Here is a 22,209-nt window from a genome sequence, read left to right as displayed (position 1 = left end):
TACTTGAGTTCTAAATGCTACATTCTACTATAAAATTGCTTTCTTTTTGATTAAATATAGCGATTGAATGAGAATAAATTGAAACAAAAATCAATTTTAGGAACTTTTTAGTAAAAATTCCTAAATCCTCTCACCTTTTTTAGGCTAAAACTAAAACCTAACAGCCAACAGAGATTAAAGATGCTCTTTCACGCTCTCTAACACGCTCTTAAAAGCTTGCATGTCATTCATCGCCATGTCTGCTAAAACCTTGCGATCTAACTCAATGTTAGCCACTTTTAAAGCATGCATGAAGCGCGAATAACTTGTATTGTGCATCCTGCAAGCCGCATTGATTCTTACCACCCACAAACTCCTGAACTCTCTTTTCTTTTGTTTGCGATCCCTAAAGGCGTAATACATGCTCCTTTCAAGCTGTTCTTTAGCCTTTCTAAAATGCTTTCTTCTGCCACTATAAAACCCTCTAGCGAGTTTTAAGACTTTTTTATGGCGTCTTCTGCGCACAACGCCTGTTTTAACTCTCATTTCTTTACCTTTCTTTTTAAAATATTTTTAGGTGCGTTTTTAAAACGACTTTCCCTTAAATAAGGGGATTAACTCCACTTTCTAATCAGCATTCTTAAGCCCTGCAAAGCAACGACATGACAGAATGCGCGTTAGTGTGATGCACATGTTTTGGCGCGTTTAGATTGGCTTTGCGCTTAGGGCTTTTTTTAGTCAAAATATGGCTTTTAAAAGCACTGCCACGCTTAATCAAGTTTTTTTTAACTTTGAAACGCTTAGACGCGCCGCGATTAGTCTTCATTTTTGGCATGATTTTCTCCTTTCATAAGGTTAATACGATTAAAAGGCGGGTTATTTTCTTTGGTTTTCTTTTCGTTTTTGGGGGCTTCTTTAGCTTTAGGCACAAACATCCACGAAACAAAACGCCCCTCGGTTTTTGGCTCTTTTTCAGGGTTGGCTAAATCCTCCATCATCGTTTGGACCCTAAAAAGCACATCAAGCCCGGCTTTTGAATTTTGACTCTCCCTACCCTTTAAAACCACTTTGAATTTGACATGCTTGTTGGATTCAATAAATTCTCTCGCATGCTTGACTTTATAGTTAATATCGTTTTGCGCGATCTGAGTGGAAAGCTTGATCTCTTTGATTTCAATTTGCTTTTGCTTTTTCTTGGCTTCCTTGATTTTCTTTTCATTTTGGTAGCGGAATTTATTATAATCCATCACCTTACACACGGGAGGTTTCGCGCTCGCTGAAATCAAAACCAAATCCAAACCTAAATTTTGAGCGATTTTTAGCGCTTCTTTAGAGGAAATAATCCCATACACTTCGCCATCATCGCCCACGCAACGCACTTCTTTAAAATTAATGTCTCCGTTTAACAACACTTCGTTTCTACTCAAAAACTAACCTCTTGCATCTTAGATTCAACCATGTTTAAAAACTCCTTTAAGGGCATTTTATATTGAGCTTGTTTTTCTCTGTCTCTAATGGATAAAATTTCGGTCTCCACTTCCTCATTCCCTAACACTAAAATCATAGGGATTTTTTGCTTTTCAGCTAATCGCACCTTTTTATTCAAGCTATCGTTTTTATCCAGCGTTTCTACAAAAATATCGCGCTTTTTTAGTGCCTCTTTTAATTTCAAAGCAAAAACATGATGCTCTTCATTAATAGGGATGAGAGCGATTTGAGTGGGCGCGACAAAGAAAGGGAAATTCCCCCCAAAATGTTCGCTCAAAATCGCAATGAACCTTTCAAACGAGCCTAAAATCGCTCTGTGGATCATCACCGGCTGCTCAGCGTGATTGTGTTCATTGGTAAAAGCGAGCTTGAAGCGTTCAGGCAAATTCATATCCACCTGGATCGTGCCACACTGCCACTTACGCTTCAAAGCGTCGGTGATTTTAATGTCAATCTTAGGTCCATAGAAAGCCCCTCCCCCCTCATCAATCTTATAATCAATGCGATGCTCTTTTAGGGCTTCTTTTAAAGCACTAGTGGCCTTTTCCCAAACTTCATCATCGCCTATGGATTTAGCCGGTCTAGTGGATAATTCCATTTCATAGCTAAAATCAAACGCTTGCATGATTTTGTGCGTAAAATCTAAAATCGCGCTCACTTCGCTTTGGATCTGTTCAAAAGAGCAAAAAATATGCGCATCGTCTTGGGTAAATTCCCTAACCCTTAAAAGCCCATGCAACACGCCGCTTTTTTCATGCCGATGCACCACGCCGTATTCATAAAACCTTAAAGGCAAATCTCTATAGCTGTGTAAAGCGCTTTGATAGACTTTAATATGCCCCACGCAATTCATGGGCTTTATGCCGTATTCTTGCTCATCAATCGTGGTGAAATACATGTTTTCTTTATAATTGTCATAATGCCCACTGATTTTCCACACATCGCTCTTTAAAATCTCAGGGCCTTTAACCGGCTCATAGCCTCTTAAAAGTAACGCTTTACTCAATAAATCTTCAATACGCTTCCTAAGCCTTGCCCCTTTAGGCAGCCATAAAGGTAAGCCCGCCCCTATCTCATCATCAAAACTAAAAAGCCCTAGCTCCACACCTAGCTTTCTGTGATCTCGTTTTTTCGCTTCTTCTATTTGGAAAAGATAGTCTTTTAAACCCTCTTTGGTGGCAAAAGCGATGCCATAGATTCTAATGAGCATTTCATTGTTTTCATCGCCGCCCAAATAAGCCCCAGCCAGTTTAGTGAGCTTGAAATGGTTTAAAAAACGGGTGTTTGGGAGGTGCGGTCCCTTACACAAATCTTCAAACTCGCCTTGTTGGTACACGCCAAATATATCGCCACTGATTTTACTCATCACCGCATGCTTTAATTCATCGCCCTTAAAACGCTCCAAAGCTTGCTCTCTGGTTAAAACCTCTTTAGTGATAGCGAGTTTCAACTTCGCAAACTCTTTCATTTTCGCTTCAATTTTAGGCAAATCCTCTTCGCTGATTTTTGAAGAAGTCTTAAAATCGTAATAAAACCCCTCTTCTACCACAGGGCCTACAAAAAATTTCGCGTCCGGATAAAGGGCTTTCAAGCTTTGCGCGAGCAAATGCGCGCATGAATGCCTGATCACTTCTAAAGCCAAAGGCGAATCATCAAAATATATCGGCTCGCTCCCTTTTAACGCTTTGATCCCATCGCTTAGCCCTAAGACTTTCGCGCTCTCTAAATCTATTATTTGCTCGTCTTTATAAACGGCAATCAGTTCCGCACTCATTCTTTAAAACTTATGTTTCCTTTCTTTAAACCTTAAAATTCAGCAATCTTTTGATCCAAACCCGCATTGCACTTGCGAATCCACTTTCTCAGCTTTAGGGTCGCTCATAGGCTTTAAACACGCTTGTAAAAATACCATACAAAACAAATTCAATAACAACCGCCTATACAAAACCACCCTTCCTATATTCAAAAATACCTAACTAATCGCCCATTATACAATAAAATCATAAACCAAAAAGAATACACCCCTTATTAAAAAGCTTAGAATACAAACTAGCTCAAACTAAAGCTCTATCATGCTATCATTATTATATTTTATGTTTTAAGAGACTTAATGATCATTTTAAGGGAGTTTTGTGCGATATATCAAGTTTTTCAAAGAGTTGAACAATAAGAACGTGAATCTGGTTGGGGGCAAGAACGCTAGCATTGGCGAGATGTTTCAAGAATTAGTGCCAATTGGGATTAAAGTGCCTGATGGCTTTGCGATCACCAGCGAAGCGTATTGGTATCTTTTAGAGCAAGGGGGGGCTAAGCAAAAAATCATAGAGCTTTTAGAAAATGTTGATGCCACCGAAATTGATGTATTAAAAATCCGCTCCAAACAAATCAGAGAGCTTATTTTTGGCACGCCCTTTCCTAGCGATTTGAGAGATGAGATTTTTCAAGCTTATGAGATTTTAAGCCAGCAATACAACATGAAAGAAGCCGATGTGGCGGTAAGGAGTTCCGCTACTGCAGAAGATTTGCCGGACGCTTCTTTTGCCGGGCAACAAGACACTTATTTAAACATTAAGGGTAAAACCGAATTGATCCACTATATCAAATCCTGTTTAGCGTCGCTTTTTACCGATAGAGCGATTAGTTATAGAGCGAGTCGTGGGTTTGATCATTTAAAAGTCGCACTCAGCGTGGGGGTGCAAAAAATGGTGCGAGCGGATAAAGGCAGCGCGGGCGTGATGTTTTCTATTGACACTGAAACCGGTTTTAAAGACGCGGTGTTTATCACTTCAGCGTGGGGGTTAGGCGAAAATGTGGTGGGCGGCACCATAAACCCTGATGAATTTTATGTGTTTAAGCCCACTTTAGAGCAAAACAAACGCCCCATTATCAAACGGCAGCTCGGCAATAAAACGCAAAAAATGGTCTATGCCCCAAGAGGTAGCGAACACCCTACTAGAAACATTAAAACCACCAAAAAAGAATGGCAATCCTTTTCATTGAGCGATGAAGACGTGCTGATTTTAGCCAAATACGCCGTTGAAATTGAAAAACATTACTCTAAAGAAGCCAAACAATACCGCCCCATGGATATAGAATGGGCTAAAGATGGCGATAGCGGGGAAATTTTTATCGTTCAAGCGCGCCCAGAAACCGTTCAAAGCCAAAAAAGTAAAGAAGAAAATCAAGTCTTTGAAAAATTCAAATTCAAAAACCCTAACGAAAAAAAAGAAATTATCTTACAAGGCAGAGCGATTGGGAGTAAGATCGGATCAGGAAAAGTGCGTATCATCAATGATTTGGAGCATATGAATTCTTTTAAAGAGGGCGAAATTTTAGTTACGGATAATACCGACCCAGATTGGGAGCCTTGCATGAAAAAAGCGAGCGCGGTTATCACCAATCGTGGGGGGCGCACTTGCCATGCGGCGATTGTGGCTAGAGAAATTGGCGTGCCAGCCATTGTTGGGGTGAGCGGGGCGACTGATAGCCTTTATACCGGCATGGAAATCACGGTTTCTTGCGCTGAGGGTGAAGAGGGCTATGTGTATGCAGGCATTTATGAGCATGAAATTGAAAGGGTGGAGCTTTCTAACATGCAAGAAACTCAAACAAAAATTTACATCAATATTGGAAACCCTGAAAAAGCCTTTAGCTTTTCTCAGCTCCCTAATCACGGCGTAGGGCTGGCCAGAATGGAAATGATTATTTTAAATCAAATCAAAGCCCACCCCTTAGCTTTAGTGGATTTGCACCACAAAAAAAGCGTGAAAGAAAAAAATGAAATTGAAAACCTCATGGCAGGCTATGCTAACCCTAAAGATTTTTTTGTGAAAAAAATCGCTGAAGGCATTGGCATGATCAGCGCGGCGTTTTACCCTAAACCTGTCATTGTAAGGACGAGCGATTTCAAATCCAATGAATACATGCGCATGCTTGGCGGCTCTAGCTATGAGCCTAATGAAGAAAACCCCATGCTTGGCTATAGAGGGGCTAGTCGGTATTATTCAGAAAGCTATAATGAAGCGTTTTCATGGGAGTGTGAAGCCTTAGCGTTAGTGAGAGAAGAAATGGGCTTGACGAACATGAAAGTGATGATCCCTTTTTTGCGCACCATTGAAGAGGGTAAAAAAGTCCTAGAAATCTTAAGAAAAAACAATTTAGAGTCCGGTAAAAACGGGCTTGAAATTTATATCATGTGTGAATTGCCGGTGAATGTCATTTTAGCTGATGATTTCTTAAGCTTGTTTGATGGCTTTTCTATTGGATCAAACGATTTAACCCAACTCACTTTAGGCGTGGATAGAGACAGCGAGTTAGTCAGCCATGTCTTTGATGAAAGGAATGAAGCGATGCTAAAAATGTTTAAAAAAGCGATTGAAGCTTGCAAAAGGCACAACAAATATTGCGGGATTTGCGGGCAAGCCCCAAGCGATTACCCTGAAGTGACAGAGTTTTTAGTCAAAGAGGGCATCACTTCCATTTCTTTAAACCCTGATAGCGTGATCCCCACTTGGAACGCCGTAGCCAAGTTAGAAAAAGAATTGAAAGACCATGGCTTAACTGCGCATTGATAATAAATGGGTTGATCTAACTTGAGTGGGTTTTTCGTATTAGTTTCCATGGTATAATTTTGAAAAGTGGGATTGTTTTTTGAAAAAAGGTTGGTAATGGAATCAATAAAAACAGGAAAAACAAATAAAGTTGGCAAAAACACAGAGACAGCTGACACAAAGGCAAATAAAGAGACTCATTTTAAACAAGCGAGCGCCATTACAAATATAATCAGATCAATTGGTGGGTTTTTTACAAAGATCGCAAAGAGAGTTAGAGAACTTGTAAAAAGACATCCCAAGAAAAGCAATGCGGCATTAGTAGTATTGACCCATGTTGCATGCAAGAAAGCGAAAGAATTAGACGATAAAGTCCAGGATAAATCCAAACAAGCTGAAAAAGAAAATCAAATCAATTGGTGGAAATATTCAGGATTAACAATAGCGACAAGTTTATTATTAGCCGCTTGTAGCGTTGGTGATATTGATAAACAAATAGAGTTAGAACAAGAACAACAGAAGACAGAACAAGAAAAACAAAAGACAGAACAAGAAAAACAAAAGACAGAACAAGAAAAACAAAAGACAGAACAAGAAAAACAAAAGACAGAACAAGAAAAACAAAAGACAATTAATACACAGAAAGATTTCATTAAATACGCAGAACAAAATTGCCAAGAAAATCATGGCCAATTCTTTATTAAAAAAGGAGGAATTAAGGCTGGTATTGGTATAGAAGTAGAAGCTGAATGCAAAACCCCTAAACCCACAAAAACCAATCAAATCCCTATCCAGCCAAAACACCTCCCAAACTCTAAACAACCCCGCTCTCAAAGAGGATCAAAAGCGCAAGAGCTTATAGCTTATTTGCAAAAAGAGCTAGAATCTCTGCCCTATTCACAAAAAGCTATCGCTAAACAAGTGGATTTTTATAAACCAAGTTCTATCGCTTATTTAGAACTAGATCCTAGAGATTTTAACGCTACAGAAGAATGGCAAAAAGAAAATCTAAAAATACGCTCTAAAGCTCAAGCTAAAATGCTTGAAATGAGAAATTTAAAACCAGACCCACAAGCCCACCTTCCAACCTCTCAAAGCCTTTTACTCGTTCAAAAAATATTTGCTGATGTTAGTAAAGAAATAAAAGTAGTTGCTAATACCGAGAAAAAAGTAGAAAAAGCGGGTTATGGTTATAGTAAAGGGATGTAGGGATTAAAACATTAAGTTTTTAATTATCTGTCGGCTTTTGAGGTTATTTTTATGGTATTGTGGCGTTATTTGGCAAAAGAGATCCTTATCTAAAGGCTTGAGCTATCCCTAAAGTAAGGTAAAACTACAGGCTAGAAATGGAGGTTAAAACGTGCAATAAAACTCCAAAGAGCCGACTTGTTTAATCATGATTTGCTTATGGTTTAATAAAGTTTCTAAATGCTTAAAAGTGCTAGGCTCTAAGATTAGGGGGGCTTCTTCTACGCTTAAAGGGCGCCTGGAAATTAAAGCGAGCAACTCATCTATACCGCAAGAAACCAATTTTTTAGCTTGAGTAATGGATCGTTTAGGCAAACTCACGCAAAGCCCTTCAAAAAACAAAGAGCATTTTAATAATTCATCTTCGCTTAATTTAGGGGCTTTAAAGCTTGAGGGCCTGTCTATGGTGCTTAAATCCACTCTGGCGGTATTGATTTGTTTTAAAAAGGCGGCGATGAGTTTTAAATTATTCGCGCTATCATTCACGCCCTTGATTAACAGCACTTCAGCCACCAGTTGCCCCTGATAGATTTGAGAAAAGCGCGAAATCCCCTCTAAAATCTTGTTAATGTCTTTAGAATAGGGCTTATCCACCCTTTCAAAGGCTTTCAAATCAATAGCGTCTAAAGAAAATTTAACGATGTCAAATTCCTTCAAGGCTTGTTGGACTTTTGGCTCATAAAAGAGTGAGCCATTGCTTAAAATCAAAGTTTTAACACCCTTTAAAAAAGGCTTGATGCTTTGGATAAGCTCTAATAAATGAGGGTATAGAGTGGGTTCGCCATTAGCGGTAATGGTTAAAACATCAATGGGGGTGGTGAGGTTGTTTAGGGCGTTTTGAATAGCGTTAATCAAGGTTTCCACTTTGATCACTTCTTCCATGTGCTCAATGGGCTTGGCTTTACCCAACTCGCAATAAATGCAATTGTAATTGCATTGTTTTTTAGAGGGCGATAGATCCACGCCCAAAGACTTCCCAAAACGCCTGGATAAAACAGGCCCAAAAACGACAGGCGGATTTTCTTTAGCCATTATCTTCCTCTAAAAACACGCGTTCTTTACATTTAATGCATTCATGCGCCTTTTTTTTGCGATAGATTCTTTCACTCATTAAATAATGGCATTTCTCGCAACGCTTGTTGATGGGCTTATGGTTGGATAAAAAATTGCATTTAGGGTAATTGTTGCAGCCATAAAACGAGCCTTTCCTGCTCCTTTTTAAGGCAATATCCCCCCCGCATTCTGGGCATTTCACGCCTTCTATTGTTTCTTTTGCGTTAGGGGTGTTTTTTAACGATTTGGTGTTTTTGCATTCAGGGTAGTTGTTACAAGCTAAAAACGCCCCGTTTCTGCTGAATTTTTGCACCATTTCCCCTCCGCATTTTTCGCACAATTCTTGCGTGGCTTCATTATTAGCGGTTTCAGTTTGTTTGATGTATTTGCATTTAGGGTAATTGTTGCATGCGATAAACTCCCCATAACGGCTATTCTTTTTGACTAATTCCCCCCCGCATTTAGGGCATGATTGGCCGGTTTTTTCATGCACTTTTTGAGAGATGATATTCTTTTTCCCGACTTCAATTTTATCCATAAAAGGGTAGTAAAAGTCCTTTAAGACTTGCTGGTAGTCAGCTTTATTTTGAGCGATATTATCAAGCTCTTCTTCTAAAGAAGCGCTGAATTTGGAATCCACGATTTCTTCAAAATGCTTTTCTAAAATTTCTATCACTTTAAAAGCGCTCTCTAAAGCGCTGATCTGCTTTTTTTCTACCTTGATGTAGTCTCTGTTTTGTAAAAGAGAAATCGTTGGGGCGTAGGTGCTGGGCCTGCCTATGCCTAAACTTTCTAAAGCTTTAATCAAACTCGCTTCTGAATAGCGCGCTGGAGGCTCTGTAACATGAGCGTTGCTCTCTAGTTTTTCTAATTTAATGGGATCATTTTCTTTCAAATTGGGGAGCAATTTGTCCTTATCGTCATTGCCTAAAATTTTATAATAGCCATCAAAAAGGAGCTTTCTCCCACTCGCTTTAAACTCGCCTTTTTCGCAAGCCACAACCACGCTTTGGCTTTCAAAAAGAGCGTCTTGCATTTGAGAAGCTAAAAAGCGTTTGTAAATTAAGGTATAGAGCTTTAATTCTTCAGGCTTAAGGTAGTCTTTTAAAGCGTTTGGCTCTAAAACAATAGAAGTGGGTCTGATCGCTTCATGGGCTTCTTGGGCGTTTTTATTCTTGCTGGAATAGACTTTGGCTTTAGGGGGCAAGTAGTCTTTGCCATAGTCTTTTAAAATCTTATTCCTCGCTTCTTCTAAAGCCTCTTTAGCGATATTCAAGCTATCGGTCCTCATGTAAGTGATCACGCCCATAACGCCTTGCGGGGTGGCTACGCCTTCATACAATTTTTGAGCGATACTCATGGTTTTTGTGGGCGAAAAACCTAAAAGACTGGAAGCGCTTTGCTGTAAAGTAGAAGTCATGAAAGGGGGCGGTGTGGGGGATTTTTTAGATTTTTTAACGATACTAGAGATAGTGTAGCTTTCTTTTTCTAATTCGTTTTTAATTTCTTGGGCTTTTTTTTCATCAATGAGTTCTTGGGCTTTGAGTTTGTTGCCCTTATAGCTGATGAGTTGCGCTTCTAAATGCGGCTCAAACAAAGCGTCTAGCGTGAAGTAGGTTAAAGGCTTAAAGGCTTTGATTTCCCTTTCTTTATCAACCACAAGCTTTAAGGCCGCACTTTGCACCCGCCCAGCGCTCAAACCTTTAGTGATTTTTGATGAAATCAACGAGCTTAATTTAAAGCCCACGATCCGATCTAAAAAACGCCTGGCTTGTTGGGCGTTGACCTTAGACATGTCAATTTGTCGTGGGGTTTTTAGAGCGTTTAAAATCGCATTTTGCGTGATCTCATGAAAAACAATCCTAGGATAGCTCTCCAATTTCCCCCCAATCAAGCATGCCACATGATAGCCTATCGCTTCCCCTTCTCGGTCTTCATCGGTAGCGATGTAGGTGGTAGATGCCTTTTTAGAAAGCTCTATGATCTGTTTGACAAGCTCTTTATGGTCTTTATCCACGACATAATTAGGGGTAAAGCCTGTTTCATCAATCTTAATGCCTAAAGCGAATTTGGATAAATCCCTAACATGCCCTTTAGAGGCGATGACTTCATAATTTTTATCCAAAAAATTTTTAATGGTTTTGGCTTTTGCTGGGGATTCTACAATAATAAGGTGCTTCATGGAACGCCTTTAATGAAATGTTTATACCTATTAATGAATGATTGTAGCACAGAATTTTGACTAAACGATTCATTAAACCATAAAATTCTATAACAGCGCTAAAAATCAAAGAGTTGGAACACCCTTTGCTTGACTAACAGCAAATATCTATGCAAAGGATGCAAACATGAGTTTTAGGATAAATACCAATATCGCCGCTTTAACTTCTCATGCGGTAGGGGTTCAAAACAACAGAGACCTTTCAAGCTCGCTTGAAAAGTTAAGCTCAGGGCTTAGGATCAATAAAGCCGCTGATGATTCTAGTGGGATGGCGATCGCTGATAGCTTAAGGAGTCAAAGCGCGAATTTGGGTCAAGCGATCCGCAACGCTAATGACGCTATTGGTATGGTTCAAACCGCAGATAAAGCGATGGATGAGCAAATCAAAATCTTAGACACCATTAAAACCAAAGCCGTTCAAGCCGCTCAAGATGGGCAAACTTTAGAAAGCCGAAGAGCACTCCAAAGCGATATTCAAAGGTTGTTAGAAGAACTAGACAATATCGCTAACACCACAAGCTTTAACGGCCAACAAATGCTTTCAGGAAGTTTTTCTAACAAAGAATTTCAAATTGGCGCGTATTCTAACACCACGGTTAAAGCGTCTATTGGCTCAACAAGCTCAGATAAAATTGGGCATGTGCGCATGGAAACCTCTTCTTTTAGCGGTGCAGGCATGCTCGCTAGCGCAGCGGCGCAAAACTTGACTGAAGTGGGATTGAATTTCAAACAAGTCAATGGCGTGAATGATTATAAGATTGAAACCGTGCGCATTTCTACAAGCGCTGGCACTGGGATTGGAGCGTTAAGCGAAATCATCAATCGTTTTTCTAACACCTTAGGCGTTAGGGCGTCTTATAATGTCATGGCTACCGGCGGCACTCCCGTGCAATCAGGAACCGTGAGAGAACTCACCATTAATGGCGTAGAAATTGGGACCGTGAATGATGTGCATAAAAACGACGCTGATGGGAGGTTGACTAATGCGATCAACTCCGTCAAAGACAGGACCGGCGTGGAAGCGAGCTTGGATATTCAAGGGCGCATTAATTTGCACTCCATTGACGGGCGCGCGATTTCAGTGCATGCAGCGAGCGCGAGCGGTCAGGTTTTTGGGGGAGGGAATTTTGCAGGGATTTCTGGGACACAGCATGCGGTTATTGGGCGCTTAACCTTGACTAGAACCGACGCTAGAGACATCATTGTGAGCGGTGTGAATTTTAGCCATGTGGGCTTTCATTCCGCTCAAGGGGTGGCAGAATACACCGTGAATTTGAGGGCGGTTAGGGGCATTTTTGATGCGAATGTGGCTTCAGCAGCTGGAGCGAACGCTAATGGCGCGCAAGCGGAGACCAATTCTCAAGGTATAGGGGCTGGGGTAACAAGCCTTAAAGGGGCGATGATTGTGATGGATATGGCAGATTCAGCGCGCACGCAATTAGACAAGATCCGCTCAGATATGGGTTCGGTACAAATGGAATTGGTTACAACCATTAATAATATTTCTGTAACCCAAGTGAATGTTAAAGCGGCTGAATCTCAGATCAGAGACGTGGATTTTGCTGAAGAGAGCGCGAACTTTTCTAAATACAATATTTTGGCGCAAAGCGGGAGTTTTGCTATGGCGCAAGCGAATGCGGTGCAACAAAACGTCTTAAGGCTTTTACAATAACAGCCCTTAATTTAAGGGGGCGTAGCCCTTTTTATAAGTTATTTTTATAAGTTAAAATAATGGATATTTATCAAAAAAACTTACAAGCTCTTTTCAAAAAAGACCCTCTTTTGTTCGCAAAGCTCAAAGCCATTAAAGAAAACAAAAAATACGAAGTGTTTTTAGGGAATGATAGCGCGAATTTCAACCTCTTAGATAAAGAAACAAACACGCCCTTATTTGAAAAAAGCCCGCTAGATTCAAGCTTAGAGCAGTATAAAAATAGCGAAATTCACATGCTTTATCCTTATTTGTATTATTTTGGTTTGGGTAATGGGGTGTTTTATCGCTTGCTTTTAGGTAATGGCAATTTAAAACGCTTGGTGGTCATTGAGCCTGAAATAGAAATTATTTTCATTGTGCTGAATCTTTTGGATTTTTCCACTGAGATTTTAGAAAATCGTTTGATTTTATTGCATGCAAGTTTTTGCAATTACAACATGATTGCTTCATTGTTTGATATGGATAAAAAGTCTCGTTTATACGCAAGAATGTATGATTTAAAACTTTTTAACGCTTATTATGAACGATACTCTAGTCAAATGATAGGAATCAACCAGCATTTCACGCGCGCTTTAGAGCATGGCGCTATTAGCGTGGGCAATGACGCCAAAGACGCGCTCATAGGCATCAAACAGCATGCCGCTAATTTGCCTGAAGTCATCAAAAGCCCTAGTTTAGTGGATTTTGTGAACGCTTTAAAAAACAGAGACACTGCGATTATTGTTTCAACCGGGCCTAGTTTGAACAAGCAACTCTCTCTTTTAAAAGAAATCGCTCCTTATGCGACGCTTTTTTGCATAGACGCTTCTTTCCCTATTTTGGCTAAAGCCGGTATCAAGCCTGATATTGTGCTGTCTTTAGAAAGGGTGGATTTAACGGCGAAATTCTACGAAGAAACCCCCTTAGATTTTCAAGAAGGCGTTATCTTTGCTTTGACTTCCATTGTGCATAAACGATTGATTCAAGCGATTCAAAAAGGGGTTAAGCAATTCAGTTTCCGCCCCTTTGGTTATACTAACCTTTTTGATTTGCACCAGTATGGCTATGTGGGCATAGGCATGAGCGCAGCGAACATGGCGTATGAATTAGTGGTGCATTCTCGTTTCAAAAGGTGCGTGTTTATCGGGCAAGATTTGAGCTTTTCACAAAGCGGTAACAGCCATGCTAGTGGGGCGATTTATGGCGATAGGGAGATTAAGCCTAAAAAGGATAAAGACAAGATTTTTATAGAAAAATATGGGGGTAACGGGGAAGTAGAAACCACTTTAGTGTGGAAACTTTTCTTAGAATTTTTTGAAAAAGATATTTTTAACACGCCCTATAAACTAGAAGTCATTAACGCTACTGAAGGGGGGGCTAGGATTAAAGGGACTAAAGAAATGCCCTTTAAAGAAGTGTGCGAAAAAATAGATAAATCCAAGCCAAAGCCTCCTATCAATCTTATTTATCCTACCCGATCAGAGCAAGATAAAAATTTAAAGATCGCCAAGCAAAAATGCGAAGAGATCATCAAATACGCCAATGAAAAAAAAACGCAAGTTGAAGGAGTGTTTTTAAAGGTGGCAGAGTTTTTAGAAAAAGTGGAAAAGCTTCATGAAGAAAAAAAATTAGAAGAGTTGGATTTTAAGGAATTAGAAAATTTGAGCGCTGAAATTGACAACATTAAAGAACTTTTTGACGACAAACAATTCAATTCGTATTTCATGGATGCGATACAATCTTACATTTTCCACCAGGAATTGCATATCGCTGAAATCGTGTGTAAAAAAACGAGTAATGAAGACGGATTAAGGGCTAAGCAATTAGAATACATTTACGCGCACAAATACTGGCTTTTTAGTTTAGCGGGCGGGATGGATTGCGTGATAGAAGCGATCAAAATGGCTTTAAAAGAATGGTAAAACCCCTTTTTAAGCGTATGTGTCTAGGCTGGAATAAATTTCAGGGATATTTTCGCCACTAGCAAGGTTTTTCTCAACTTGGGATCTATCTTTAATCTCGCCGTCGTTATTGATAGCGTTTAAAGCTTGTAGTCTGTCAAAATCAGGGGCGTTTTGCGTATTGTCTTGGCTGAAACCATCTTGAATATTGCTTTGCTGTAAATCCTGCTCTGCTTGATTCCTGTCCTTTATGGTTGCGTCATTATTGATATTGTTCAAGGTTTGGAGCTGCGTGAAATTAGGGGTGTAATGGGTGTTGATGGTCACTTTTTATCCTTTTTAGCTTTTTACACGCTCAATCGTGGATCATCATTATAGCAATAATCCATTAAATCGCCCAATCGTAAAACCTTGCATGAGTTTTCAATCAAATCAAAAATCTCCATGAGTTTAGGAAGCTCTCTGTGGTAGGCAAAAATCCCACACCCCTTAATGAAAACAAAATATTTCTTGCTCTCTTGCAGTTGGCGTAAAATTTCTGTATCCGCTCTTTCTTGCCAGCTGTCATAGTCTTTGGGGTTAAAAATGGAAATTTCTTCGCCCAAAGAACGATACCCTAAATAATCTCTAGGGAGCAATCGGTTGTGGCGCAAGGAATACGCTAGGCTATAAGGAGGGCGCGCGTAAGCGATGAATTTAGCGTCCAAAAACTCCCTATACACGCTCGCATGAATGGGCGAATCCTGGCTCGCTTCTTTCCAGCGGTAATCTATCTTGTCATGCAAAACCAGTAAGGTGTTTTCATTCAATTGATCAAAAACAGCGTTTCTTTTATTGATCACAAATTGATTGGTGCCAATGCGTGCCGAAATGGAGCCTTGATAAAGCCCAAAAAAACCCTTTCTAAACATGGATAATGAAATGCTTTGGAGCGAATGAATCAGATTGCTGTCAATGCCTCTTGTGTGTGTGTTCATGTTTAGCATGATAACAAGTTTTTTTAACAAAAGGTATTAGTTGCCCAATAGATCTAAATTAAATTAATTCTATAAAAAATCCTAATTTAATGCTAGTAAATAAATTTAGTGATATAGACTAAACTTTAAAGAAAAATCGGGTAATTTTTATCACTTTTTCAAAACAAGTGATAGATTATTAACTTTTTGCGCTATAATGCGAGGGTTCTTTCATCAAGAATGGTGATTGACGAGATTTTTCAAATAATGATGTTAAGAAGAATTAAAGTAGGTTCTGATTTGAATAAAAAAGAGAGTTTGTTAGATGCGTTTGTTAAAACCTATCTGCAGACTTTAGAACCCATTAGCTCTAAACGCTTGAAAGAGTTGGCGAATTTGAAAGCGTCTTGCGCGACGATCAGGAATTATTTTCAAATCCTTTCTAAAGAAGGCATGCTCCATCAAGCCCATTCTAGTGGCGCTAGATTGCCTACTTTTAAGGCGTTTGAAAACTATTGGCAAAAGTCGTTGCGCTTTGAAGTTTTAAAGGTGAATGAAAAACGCCTAAAAAGCGCGAGTGAAAATTTTGGGCTTTTCACGCTGTTAAAAAAACCCAGTTTGGAGCGTTTGGAAAGAGTCATTGAGTGCGAAAAACGCTTTTTGATTTTGGATTTTTTAGCGTTTTCTTGCGCACTGAGTTACAGCGTTAAAATGGAGAAGTTTTTATTGGAGCTTGTGGGCAGGAGCGTTAAAGAAGTGCGCTTAATCGCTGCTTCTGTCAATGCGTTGAGTTTGGCCAGACAATTAGAGCGTTTGGAGTATTCCAACGCGCAAATTACGCGCTTTAATCTAATGGGGTTAAAAACGCTTTTAAACAGCCCTTTATTTTTTGACATTTTAGGGGGTAAGGTTTTGGAGCGTTTCAAAAAAGGGTTGCATTTTATAGAACCTGATTGCATGCTGGTAATACGCCCTATAGAATTTCAAAACGAGCGGATGCAACTGCTTTGTGTGGGGAAATTGGAATGCGATTATGAAGGGTTTTTTCAAACGATTTCTAAGGAGGAATAATGAAAGATGAACACAACCAAGAACACGATCATTTAAGCCCAAAAGAGCCAGAGTCTTATCAAAAGGCTTGCACTTGCAAAGAACAACAATATGAAGAAAAGCAAGAAGCAGGCCAAAAAGAAGGCGAGATCAAGGAAGATTTTGAGCTTAAATATAAAGAAATGCACGAAAAATACTTGAGAGTGCATGCGGATTTTGAAAACGTGAAAAAGCGCTTAGAAAGAGACAAGAGCATGGCGTTAGAGTATGCGTATGAAAAAATCGCATTGGATCTATTGCCGGTGATTGATGCGCTTCTTGGGGCTTACAAGAGCGCTGTAGAAGAAAATAAAGAAAGCGCTTTAACCAAGGGCTTGGAGCTTACGATGGAAAAGTTGCATGAAGTTTTGGCAAGGCATGGCATTGAGGGGATTGAATGCTTAGAAGAATTTGATCCTAATTTCCACAATGCGATCATGCAAGTCAAAAGCGAAGAAAAAGAAAACGGGAAAATCGTGCAAGTTTTGCAACAGGGTTACAAGTATAAGGGTAGGGTTTTGAGGCCGGCAATGGTGAGCATTGCTAAAAACGATTAAAACATTTATTTTAAAAAGAAAGGATAACGCATGGGAAAAGTTATTGGAATTGATTTAGGGACAACCAACTCCGCAATGGCGGTGTATGAAGGCAATGAAGCAAAGATTATTGCGAATAAAGAGGGTAAAAACACCACTCCTTCTATTGTAGCTTTTACGGATAAGGGCGAGATTTTAGTGGGCGAGAGTGCCAAAAGACAAGCGGTAACCAACCCAGAAAAAACCATTTATTCTATTAAAAGGATCATGGGCTTGATGTTTAATGAAGATAAGGCTAAAGAAGCCGAAAAACGCTTGCCTTATAAAATTGTGGATAGGAATGGGGCTTGCGCGATTGAGATTTCAGGTAAAATTTATACCCCTCAAGAAATTTCAGCCAAAATTTTAATGAAGCTCAAAGAAGACGCTGAAAGTTATTTGGGCGAGAGCGTTACGGAAGCGGTGATCACGGTTCCTGCTTATTTTAACGACAGCCAAAGGAAAGCGACTAAAGAAGCCGGCACGATTGCAGGGCTTAATGTTTTAAGGATCATCAATGAGCCTACTAGTGCGGCGTTAGCCTATGGCTTGGATAAAAAAGAGAGCGAAAAAATCATGGTTTATGATTTGGGTGGGGGGACTTTTGATGTTACCGTGTTAGAAACAGGCGATAATGTCGTGGAAGTTTTAGCCACAGGGGGCGATGCGTTTTTAGGGGGCGATGATTTTGACAATCGTGTGATTGATTTCTTAGCGGCTGAGTTTAAAAGCGAAACGGGCATTGAGATTAAAAACGATGTGATGGCGTTGCAACGCCTAAAAGAAGCGGCTGAAAACGCTAAAAAAGAACTGAGCTCTGCGATGGAGACTGAAATCAATTTGCCCTTTATCACAGCGGACGCTACCGGGCCCAAACACTTGGTTAAAAAACTCACTAGGGCTAAATTTGAAAGCTTGACAGAAGATCTCATGGAAGAAACGATTTCTAAAATTGAAAGCGTGATCAAAGACGCAGGGCTGACCAAAAATGAGATTTCAGAAGTGGTGATGGTGGGCGGCTCCACTCGTATCCCTAAAGTCCAAGAAAGGGTGAAAGCGTTTATTAATAAAGAGTTGAATAAAAGCGTCAATCCTGATGAAGTCGTAGCGGTGGGCGCGAGCATTCAAGGGGGCGTGTTAAAAGGCGATGTGAAAGATGTGCTTTTATTAGATGTTACGCCTTTAAGTCTTGGGATTGAAACTTTAGGGGGCGTGATGACTAAAGTGATTGATAGAGGCACGACTATTCCTGCGAAAAAATCTCAAGTGTTCTCAACCGCTGAAGACAACCAGCCCGCTGTGTCCATTATGGTTTTACAAGGCGAAAGGGAATTGGCAAGGGATAATAAATCGTTGGGTAAATTTGATTTGCAAGGCATCGCTCCCGCTCCAAGAGGCGTGCCGCAAATTGAAGTAACCTTTGATATTGACGCTAACGGGATTTTAACCGTGTCAGCGCAAGATAAAAATACCGGTAAAAGCCAAGAGATTAAAATTTCTGGCTCTAGCGGGTTGTCTGATAGCGAGATTGAAAAAATGGTTAAAGACGCTGAATTGCACAAAGAAGAAGACGCCAGGAAAAAAGAAGTGATTGAAGCGAGAAACCATGCCGATAGTTTGGCGCACCAAACCCAAAAGAGCCTTGATGAGCATAAGGCGAATTTGAACGAAAACGATGCTAATGAGATCCAAAACGCCATTAACGCTCTTAAAGATTGCATCAAAAACGATAACGCTACTAAAACGGAGCTTGAAGACAAAACCAAATTATTAGCGCAAGCGGCTCAAAAATTAGGCGAAGCCATGGCGAATAAAAACAACGCTGAGCAGCCCAAGAAAAAAGACGATGATGTGATTGATGCGGAAGTGGAATGAAACGCTTTTAAAACTTCTTTCAAGCGGGCGGTTTTAATCAAAATCCGCTTGCTTTCCTCATTTTCATCAATGGGATACCGATTGCAAAATCTAAAAAATAGCGTTTTTTAATCCAAATATCAAAGCTTGATTGTAACCAAGCGATAGCTTTTCAAGACTTATTTTAAAAAGCGTTGGTGGGATTTTAGGAAAATCCCTTATGAGAGAGTTCTTTTTGGTATGGGGTTGTTTTATAAAGTTATTTCTTAATGGCTTGCACTAGATGGCTCTAATTCAAAACACGCAGTGGGGATTTGATTAAATTCACTAGCAAAGCGTAAAAAATCGTTGGTAATGTTTTCAAGATGGGATTCTAAATCGTCATAGCTCTCTTGATAATAAGCGTCTCCATCAAGTTTAACGATCTTATCATACGCTGGGCATTTTTGACACTCTTTTTCCCCATTCTCCTCTATGGATCGACCTATACAGAGAAAAAACTTTTCTGCATCGTTCTTCCAATAGTAAGCAAACCAGAGGTAAAAACCTTTTTTTGGGGTTGGTTTTTCACCATTGACAAACCCTTCCCCTAAAATATCCTGACGGCAAAAGGCGATTGATGGCTTCTTGGATAAGTTCCCAGAGCCAAGACTGATTTTGCACGCATAACCCCATGGCGCTAAAAACTTGTTCAGCCCGTTTTGGCATGAAGCATACCTTGGTATCTTTGGGGTTTTGCCTGTTTGCTTTTCCTCTTGCATTTTAGCGTCTATTAACGCTACAAACTCTCTTAACAAGTCTTGGAACGCTTTTCTTTGCTCCTCATTCCATTCTATCGTTTTCATTGAAAGCTACTTAATCCATCTCAATAAACCAACATTTTATCCTAAACTTATTCCATTTAACGAGTTTAGGCATAATCGCTAAAATTGAGTTATTGTTATTTTTATTATAGGAGGAATCATGATCCTTACCGCAATGCAAGACGCCATAGGCCGCACTCCCGTTTTTAAATTCACTAACAAGGATTACCCCATTCCATTAAATTCCGCTATTTACGCCAAACTGGAGCATTTAAACCCAGGAGGGAGCGTTAAAGATCGCTTAGGCCAATACCTTATAGAAGAAGGGTTTAAAACTGGCAAAATCACTTCTAAAACAACCATCATTGAGCCTACCGCAGGCAATACCGGCATCGCTCTAGCTTTAGTGGCAATCAAGCACCATCTCAAAACTATCTTTGTTGTCCCGGAAAAATTCAGCACAGAAAAACAGCAGATCATGAGGGCTTTGGGGGCTTTAGTGATCAACACGCCTACTAGCGAGGGGATTTCTGGCGCCATTAAAAAAAGTAAAGAGCTAGCCGAAAGTATCCCTGATAGCTATTTGCCCTTACAATTTGAAAACCCTGATAATCCTAACGCTTACTACCACACCCTAGCTCCTGAGATTGTCCAAGAATTAGGCATAAATTTTACGAGCTTTGTAGCCGGGATAGGGAGTGGTGGCACTTTTGCGGGCACGGCTAGGTATTTGAAAGAACGCATCCCTAATATCCGCTTGATTGGGGTGGAGCCGGAGGGTTCTATTTTGAATGGGGGAGAGCCTGGGCCTCATGAGATTGAGGGTATTGGCGTGGAATTCATCCCTCCTTTTTTTGCAAACTTGGATATTGATGGCTTTGAAACGATCTCAGATGAAGAGGGTTTTAGCTACACTAGGAAGTTAGCCAAAAAAAACGGCTTATTAGTGGGGAGCTCTAGCGGGGCAGCTTTTGTGGCAGCATTGAAAGAAGTGCAACGCCTCCCCGAAGGCAGCCAGGTTTTAACCATTTTCCCGGATGTTGCCGATCGTTATCTTTCTAAAGGTATTTATTTATAAATTCATCAAAAGGAAAAACCATGCACATGCAAACCAAATTAATCCATGGGGGCATTAGTGAAGACACGACAACGGGGGCGGTGAGCGTGCCTATTTATCAAACTTCCACCTACCGCCAAGACGCCATAGGCCACCATAAAGGCTATGAATACTCTCGCTCAGGCAACCCCACGCGCTTTGCTTTAGAAGAACTCATCGCTGATTTAGAGGGGGGGGTTAAGGGGTTTGCTTTTGCCTCTGGCCTAGCTGGAATCCACGCCGTTTTTTCCCTCTTGCAATCAGGCGATCATGTGTTATTGGGCGATGATGTTTATGGGGGGACTTTCCGCTTGTTTAATAAAGTGCTTGTCAAAAACGGGCTTTCTTGCACCATTATAGACACTAGCGATATATCCCAAATCAAAAAGGCTATCAAACCCAACACCAAAGCCCTTTATTTAGAAACCCCTAGTAACCCCTTGCTTAAAATCACGGATTTAGCGCAATGCGCTAGTGTCGCTAAAGATCATAATTTGCTCACTATCGTGGATAACACCTTTGCCACCCCCTATTATCAAAACCCGCTTCTTTTGGGAGCGGATATTGTGGTGCATAGCGGCACAAAATACTTAGGCGGTCATAGCGATGTGGTCGCTGGGCTTGTAACCACCAATAATGAAGCGTTAGCCCAAGAGATCGCTTTTTTCCAAAACGCTATCGGTGGGGTTTTAGGCCCTCAAGACAGTTGGCTGTTGCAAAGAGGGATTAAAACGCTGGGATTACGCATGCAAGCCCATCAAAAAAACGCCCTTTGCGTGGCTGAATTTTTAGAAAAACACCCTAAAGTGGAAAGGGTTTATTACCCGGGCCTACCCACCCACCCTAATTACGAGCTAGCCAAAGCCCAAATGCGTGGCTTTAGCGGGATGCTCTCTTTCACTCTCAAAAATGACAGCGAGGCGGCTCTTTTTGTAGAAAGCCTTAAATTATTCATTTTAGGCGAGAGTTTGGGCGGGGTGGAAAGCTTGGTGGGGATTCCAGCGTTTATGACCCATGCGTGTATCCCTAAAGAACAACGAGAAGCCGCAGGGATTAGAGATGGCTTGGTGCGCTTGTCTGTAGGGATTGAGCATGAACAGGATTTGTTAGAAGATTTAGAGCAAGCGTTCGCTAAAATAGGCTAAAGTTTCATTACAATTTATGAATAAAGGAGTTAAAAACATGAAAATGAATGTAGAGAGTTTCAATTTGGATCACACCAAAGTCAAAGCCCCTTATGTGCGTGTCGCTGATCGCAAAAAGGGCACTAATGGGGATGTGATTGTCAAATACGATGTGCGCTTCAAGCAACCCAACCAAGATCACATGGACATGCCTAGCCTACACTCTTTAGAGCATTTAGTCGCTGAAATTATCCGTAACCATGCCAGTTATGTCGTGGATTGGTCGCCTATGGGTTGCCAAACGGGATTTTATCTCACGGTGTTAAACCATGACAATTACACAGAGATTTTAGAGGTTTTAGAAAAGACGATGCAAGATGTGTTAAAGGCTACAGAAGTGCCTGCGAGCAATGAAAAGCAATGCGGTTGGGCGGCTAACCACACTTTAGAGGGTGCTAAGAATTTAGCACGCGCTTTTTTAGACAAACGCACTGAGTGGTCTGAAGTGGGGGTTTGATTGGTGGGGGAATGATTTTACTCCCCTATCCCCTTACCCATTTTATCCGTTTTAGGCGTTAC

Annotated in this window: 20 protein-coding genes; 10 read left to right on the top strand and 10 right to left on the bottom strand. The window is 40.5% G+C overall.

Translation table 11 applies throughout. The annotated features are described in order from the left end of the window. Positions 1 to 174: 174 nt before the first annotated feature. From rplT to HPB14_RS08520, 5 genes are all read right to left on the bottom strand, one after another. Entirely contained in the window at positions 175 to 525 is a 351-nt protein-coding gene (gene rplT / locus HPB14_RS00630; RefSeq protein ID WP_001264175.1) for a 50S ribosomal protein L20, read from the bottom strand. A 94-nt stretch (positions 526 to 619) separates the two neighbouring features. Then, positions 620 to 814 carry a 50S ribosomal protein L35 gene (rpmI, locus tag HPB14_RS00625; RefSeq protein WP_001125542.1) on the bottom strand — a complete coding sequence of 65 codons (195 nt, stop codon included), beginning with the start codon at positions 812 to 814 and terminating at the stop codon, positions 620 to 622. Continuing rightward, positions 795 to 1,406: a translation initiation factor IF-3 gene (gene infC / locus HPB14_RS00620; protein WP_000089189.1), complete on the bottom strand. Its 612-nt coding sequence runs from the start codon at positions 1,404 to 1,406 to the stop codon at positions 795 to 797. Before infC ends, rpmI begins: the two co-directional genes overlap by 20 nt. Next, positions 1,403 to 3,241, bottom strand: a complete 1,839-nt coding sequence (gene thrS / locus HPB14_RS00615) for a threonine--tRNA ligase (RefSeq protein WP_001271795.1) — start codon at positions 3,239 to 3,241, stop codon at positions 1,403 to 1,405. Before thrS ends, infC begins: the two co-directional genes overlap by 4 nt. Before the next feature lie 39 nt (positions 3,242 to 3,280). Continuing rightward, the gene (locus HPB14_RS08520; RefSeq protein WP_001871589.1) at positions 3,281 to 3,412 is read right to left on the bottom strand and encodes a hypothetical protein; all 132 of its coding nucleotides are present in this window, start codon (positions 3,410 to 3,412) and stop codon (positions 3,281 to 3,283) included. A 187-nt stretch (positions 3,413 to 3,599) separates the two neighbouring features. Between HPB14_RS08520 and ppsA the strand changes: the two genes are divergently transcribed. Next, complete coding sequence (ppsA, locus tag HPB14_RS00605) at positions 3,600 to 6,038, top strand: pyruvate, water dikinase (RefSeq protein ID WP_001269153.1); 2,439 nt, start codon at positions 3,600 to 3,602, stop codon at positions 6,036 to 6,038. Between the two features lie 96 nt (positions 6,039 to 6,134). Further along, complete coding sequence (locus HPB14_RS00600; RefSeq protein ID WP_000443828.1) at positions 6,135 to 7,226, top strand: DUF874 family protein; 1,092 nt, start codon at positions 6,135 to 6,137, stop codon at positions 7,224 to 7,226. Between the two features lie 144 nt (positions 7,227 to 7,370). Here the strand turns inward: HPB14_RS00600 and HPB14_RS00595 are convergent, their stop codons facing one another. Further along, a complete protein-coding gene (locus HPB14_RS00595; protein WP_001040813.1) occupies positions 7,371 to 8,297 on the bottom strand; it encodes a radical SAM protein in 927 nt (308 codons plus the stop codon). Continuing rightward, positions 8,290 to 10,500, bottom strand: a complete 2,211-nt coding sequence (gene topA / locus HPB14_RS00590; RefSeq protein WP_000681492.1) for a type I DNA topoisomerase — start codon at positions 10,498 to 10,500, stop codon at positions 8,290 to 8,292. The genes HPB14_RS00595 and topA overlap by 8 nt, the downstream gene beginning before the upstream one ends. Before the next feature lie 166 nt (positions 10,501 to 10,666). Between topA and HPB14_RS00585 the strand changes: the two genes are divergently transcribed. Both HPB14_RS00585 and HPB14_RS00580 read left to right on the top strand, forming a co-directional pair. After that, entirely contained in the window at positions 10,667 to 12,211 is a 1,545-nt protein-coding gene (locus HPB14_RS00585) for a flagellin B (protein WP_000010011.1), read from the top strand. A gap of 59 nt (positions 12,212 to 12,270) precedes the next feature. Continuing rightward, the gene (locus HPB14_RS00580; protein ID WP_000356224.1) at positions 12,271 to 14,154 is read left to right on the top strand and encodes a motility associated factor glycosyltransferase family protein; all 1,884 of its coding nucleotides are present in this window, start codon (positions 12,271 to 12,273) and stop codon (positions 14,152 to 14,154) included. Positions 14,155 to 14,163: 9 nt separating this feature from the next. Here the strand turns inward: HPB14_RS00580 and HPB14_RS00575 are convergent, their stop codons facing one another. Beyond that, positions 14,164 to 14,460, bottom strand: coding sequence for a hypothetical protein (locus HPB14_RS00575; protein WP_000154726.1), 297 nt, complete (start codon positions 14,458 to 14,460; stop codon positions 14,164 to 14,166). Between the two features lie 20 nt (positions 14,461 to 14,480). Continuing rightward, positions 14,481 to 15,119, bottom strand: a complete 639-nt coding sequence (locus tag HPB14_RS00570) for a class II aldolase and adducin N-terminal domain-containing protein (protein ID WP_014658405.1) — start codon at positions 15,117 to 15,119, stop codon at positions 14,481 to 14,483. A 210-nt stretch (positions 15,120 to 15,329) separates the two neighbouring features. Here HPB14_RS00570 and HPB14_RS00565 point away from each other — a divergent pair, with 210 nt between their 5' ends. The 3 genes from HPB14_RS00565 to dnaK are packed head-to-tail and all read left to right on the top strand — an operon-like array spanning position 15,330 to position 18,628. Beyond that, entirely contained in the window at positions 15,330 to 16,160 is an 831-nt protein-coding gene (locus HPB14_RS00565; protein ID WP_000233988.1) for an HrcA family transcriptional regulator, read from the top strand. Then, positions 16,160 to 16,735, top strand: coding sequence for a nucleotide exchange factor GrpE (gene grpE, locus HPB14_RS00560; protein WP_000650820.1), 576 nt, complete (start codon positions 16,160 to 16,162; stop codon positions 16,733 to 16,735). Before HPB14_RS00565 ends, grpE begins: the two co-directional genes overlap by 1 nt. 30 nt (positions 16,736 to 16,765) lie before the next feature. Next, positions 16,766 to 18,628, top strand: coding sequence for a molecular chaperone DnaK (dnaK, locus tag HPB14_RS00555; protein WP_000520957.1), 1,863 nt, complete (start codon positions 16,766 to 16,768; stop codon positions 18,626 to 18,628). Positions 18,629 to 18,873: 245 nt separating this feature from the next. Here the strand turns inward: dnaK and HPB14_RS00550 are convergent, their stop codons facing one another. Then, positions 18,874 to 19,452, bottom strand: a complete 579-nt coding sequence (locus HPB14_RS00550; RefSeq protein WP_000848423.1) for a hypothetical protein — start codon at positions 19,450 to 19,452, stop codon at positions 18,874 to 18,876. 118 nt (positions 19,453 to 19,570) lie between these two features. Between HPB14_RS00550 and HPB14_RS00545 the strand changes: the two genes are divergently transcribed. From HPB14_RS00545 to HPB14_RS00535, 3 genes are read left to right on the top strand one after another with little or no spacing between them, the layout of a single operon-like run. Beyond that, positions 19,571 to 20,488 (top strand): O-acetylserine-dependent cystathionine beta-synthase, encoded by a 918-nt coding sequence (locus HPB14_RS00545; RefSeq protein ID WP_000603996.1) that lies wholly within the window; start codon positions 19,571 to 19,573, stop codon positions 20,486 to 20,488. Positions 20,489 to 20,508: 20 nt separating this feature from the next. Then, positions 20,509 to 21,651 carry a cystathionine gamma-synthase gene (locus HPB14_RS00540; protein WP_000551112.1) on the top strand — a complete coding sequence of 381 codons (1,143 nt, stop codon included), beginning with the start codon at positions 20,509 to 20,511 and terminating at the stop codon, positions 21,649 to 21,651. A gap of 37 nt (positions 21,652 to 21,688) precedes the next feature. Continuing rightward, positions 21,689 to 22,147, top strand: coding sequence for an S-ribosylhomocysteine lyase (locus HPB14_RS00535; RefSeq protein WP_000783583.1), 459 nt, complete (start codon positions 21,689 to 21,691; stop codon positions 22,145 to 22,147). Positions 22,148 to 22,209: the final 62 nt, after the last annotated feature.

It is taken from the genome of Helicobacter pylori HUP-B14 (assembly GCF_000259235.1).
In the GTDB taxonomy this organism is placed as follows: Bacteria; Campylobacterota; Campylobacteria; order Campylobacterales; family Helicobacteraceae; genus Helicobacter; species Helicobacter pylori_CU.
This window is presented reverse-complemented; position numbering and strand designations above follow the sequence as displayed.